Source organism: Spongiactinospora gelatinilytica, from assembly GCF_003236385.1.
Lineage (GTDB): Bacteria > Actinomycetota > Actinomycetes > Streptosporangiales > Streptosporangiaceae > Spongiactinospora > Spongiactinospora gelatinilytica.
On record NZ_POUA01000611.1, the window covers coordinates 1 to 2,661 of the forward strand.

Here is a 2,661-nt window from a genome sequence, read left to right on the forward strand (position 1 = left end):
ACCTCAACGCGCGCGCCCACGGGTTCCCGGAGGAGGCGGGGCGGGCGGGGTTCACCGGTTCCAAGCTGTGGACGAGTGAGATCCGGGCGTACCTGGGGTTGCGGGACGGAGTGCCGGTGACGTGCGCCGGTACGGTCGAGGCGGACGGCCGGTTGTTCGTCGTGGCCGTCGCCACCGACCCCGAGTGGCAGCGCAGGGGCTACGCCGAGGCCATCACCCGCAAGGCCCTGTACGAGGGAGGCCAGGCCACCGGGCTGACTCGCGCCACCCTGCACGCCACCGCCGCCGGAGCACCGGTTTACACACGTATCGGCTTCCAGCCGAATTCACCGATCGGGTTTTACAGCCTGAAGGAGTAGCATTATGGACATCAGCCGTTAAAGGCATGATCCGGGGCCTTCCATATAAGCGTTTCGCTATTTGCTCGATCCCCTGGTATTCCACGGCTCGCCGACCGTAACCTGATGCTGTCAAGACGCCAGGGAGGGGTCAGGGCCATGCATGACGCGAACACAGGCGATGCGATCCGCCGCGAAAGGGATCGGCGAGGCATGAGCACCACCGCCCTCGCGACGCGGGTGGGATGTACCGTGCGCTACATCGAACTCGTGGAGAACGGTCAGCGGACGCCGAGCCTGCCGATGCTGCGCGAGATCGCCAAGGTGCTCGGAGTGCGGACCGCCATACTGGTCGGTGAGTCGCCCCGGGAGACGCACGAGCCGGGGCGTCCGCAGATCAGCGACATCGAACGCGCGCTGTTCACCTACCGGACCTTGATCAAGGATGTCGAGCCCCCGACTGTGGACCAGCTCGCGGAGCGGATCAACGCCGCCCGTGCCATCTACTTCGGTTCGCCGCACCGCTACACCGAGACCCTGCGACTGCTGCCTGCGCTGATCACCGATACCGAGCGCCTCGTGCGTGACGGGCAGCGAGCGGCCTTCCGGGTGGCGGCCGACTCTTACTTTCTGGCGCGCAGCGTGCTCAAGCGCGTGGGCCGGATCGACCTCTCGCACCTGGCGGCGGATCGAGGGATGCGATACGCGGAGGAGACGGCCGACCCCCTGATGGTCGCATGGAGCCACTGGGGGCTCGGGCAGGCACTGTTGTCCGATGACATGCCTCAGCTCTCCTACGAAACAGCGCTGCGTGGCATCGAGGAGTTCGAGCCCGTGGTCGGCGACGGCGACCAGCGGCACATTCGCGCGCTCGGCGGGCTGACCCAGCTCGCGGCCATCAGCGTGGCCCGCACCGGAGACCGCGAACGCGGCAAAGAGCTGCTTCGCACCGACGCCCGCCGGCTGGCCGAACGCGTGGACGGCAGCGACGTGTACGACGTCGCGTTCTTCTCACACACCAATGTGGCGATTCACGTGTGCTCGCTGGAATACGACGCGCGCAAAGCCGAAAACGTGCTGCGATTCGCCGAAGATGTGGACATTCGTAAGACACCGAGCCTGGAGCGGCGCACCACACACCTGTGTCAGATCGTCCGGGCCTGCGAGGACACCGGCGACGACGCGGGGTGCCTGTTGCATCTGATGCGGATCGAGCGGGAATGCCCAGAGGAGTTCGATCACAGGAAACTGCTCAGAGAGGTGGTGCAGTCGCTGGTACGCCGGGCCAAGCCGTCATGGGCGGCGGAGGTACGGCAGCTCGCCGAGCGGCACGCCATCCTCTGCTGATCCCGAACCATCAGTTCGTCACTCTATGGTTCGACTCGATTGCTCATTGTGATCGTAGGTTGTGGGCATGAGCCTACTTCGGTGTGACGTAGCTCCCCCGCTGCGGCATCGTTACCACCAGGCCCTCATCGCGAAGGACCTCGACCGCACGCCGGGCCGTGGCGCGTGCGACCTCGAACTCCTGCTGGAGCTGCTGCTCGCTGGGCAGTACCTGGCCCGGGGCGTACTGCCCGCTCTGGATCCGCTCGCGCAGCACGCCCGCGATCTGCAGGTAGATCGGCGTCGGGTCGAAACGATCGACGGTCACGGACGGCAACGTATGGCACGTCCCGCACGGGCCTGTCATGCGCTACGTCCTATACGTACAGCACGTCTAGTACGTGTGTGTGAAAGGTATCACCATGATGGTTCTGAGCGATGAGCGCTTGTTCGTGGTCTGGGAGGTCGACGCCGGCGACCGTGGCGCGGGCGGGGTCACCAAGGACGAGGCCGCCGCCGAGAAGGACATGCTGGCCAAGCTGGACTCCTACCCGGCGGGGCGGGGGCGGGTCCGGTACGCGTGCCTGGCTCCCGCGACGCGCGGGGCGATCTACGACTACCGGTACGGCACCACCCTGGTCACCGCGCACCGGGGCGACGGCGTGACGGTCTCGGTGGCGGGGGACGCCTGGGAGATCGTCCTATGAGCGGGTACGGCGGCGTGGTGAGGGTGCGGGCGTCGCCGTACCGTACGGCGGGCCGTCGGTGGCCCGCCCGGCGCGGGCGGGCGGAAGCCGCTCCTCCCGCCCGCGCCACCCAGGCCGCACAGGCCGCACAAGCCGCACAGGCCACACAGGCCACACAGGCCACACAAGCCACACAGGCCACACAGGCCACACAGGCCACACAGGCCACACAGACTGCGCGGCGGCCCCGCCGGATCGCCCCGGGGCTTTGCCGTGCCGCACGGGGAGTTGGTAGCCCCCGTGCCCCGCGC

General features: G+C 67.8%; 4 protein-coding genes. 3 read left to right on the forward strand and 1 reads right to left on the reverse strand.

What is annotated here, in order from left to right; genetic code table 11:
- Both C1I98_RS37630 and C1I98_RS37635 read left to right on the forward strand, forming a co-directional pair.
- Positions 1-359: GNAT family N-acetyltransferase (locus C1I98_RS37630; RefSeq protein ID WP_146607888.1), on the forward strand; the 359-nt coding region annotated here is incomplete at its 5' end.
- A gap of 138 nt (positions 360-497) precedes the next feature.
- The gene (locus tag C1I98_RS37635; RefSeq protein ID WP_267898111.1) at positions 498-1,685 is read left to right on the forward strand and encodes a helix-turn-helix domain-containing protein; all 1,188 of its coding nucleotides are present in this window, start codon (positions 498-500) and stop codon (positions 1,683-1,685) included.
- A gap of 73 nt (positions 1,686-1,758) precedes the next feature.
- On the opposite strand, the gene C1I98_RS37640 is transcribed toward C1I98_RS37635, so the two are convergent.
- Positions 1,759-1,992 carry a GntR family transcriptional regulator gene (locus C1I98_RS37640; protein ID WP_199537516.1) on the reverse strand — a complete coding sequence of 78 codons (234 nt, stop codon included), beginning with the start codon at positions 1,990-1,992 and terminating at the stop codon, positions 1,759-1,761.
- 94 nt (positions 1,993-2,086) lie between these two features.
- Between C1I98_RS37640 and C1I98_RS37645 the strand changes: the two genes are divergently transcribed.
- Positions 2,087-2,371: a hypothetical protein gene (locus tag C1I98_RS37645; protein ID WP_111172022.1), complete on the forward strand. Its 285-nt coding sequence runs from the start codon at positions 2,087-2,089 to the stop codon at positions 2,369-2,371.
- Positions 2,372-2,661: the final 290 nt, after the last annotated feature.

Excerpts from the sequence above, each read along its gene's own strand:
- C1I98_RS37635 (WP_267898111.1), top strand. The coding sequence starts at position 498 with ATGCATGACGCGAACACAGGCGATGCGATCCGCCGCGAAAGGGATCGG.
- C1I98_RS37645 (WP_111172022.1), top strand. The coding sequence starts at position 2,087 with ATGATGGTTCTGAGCGATGAGCGCTTGTTCGTGGTCTGGGAGGTCGAC.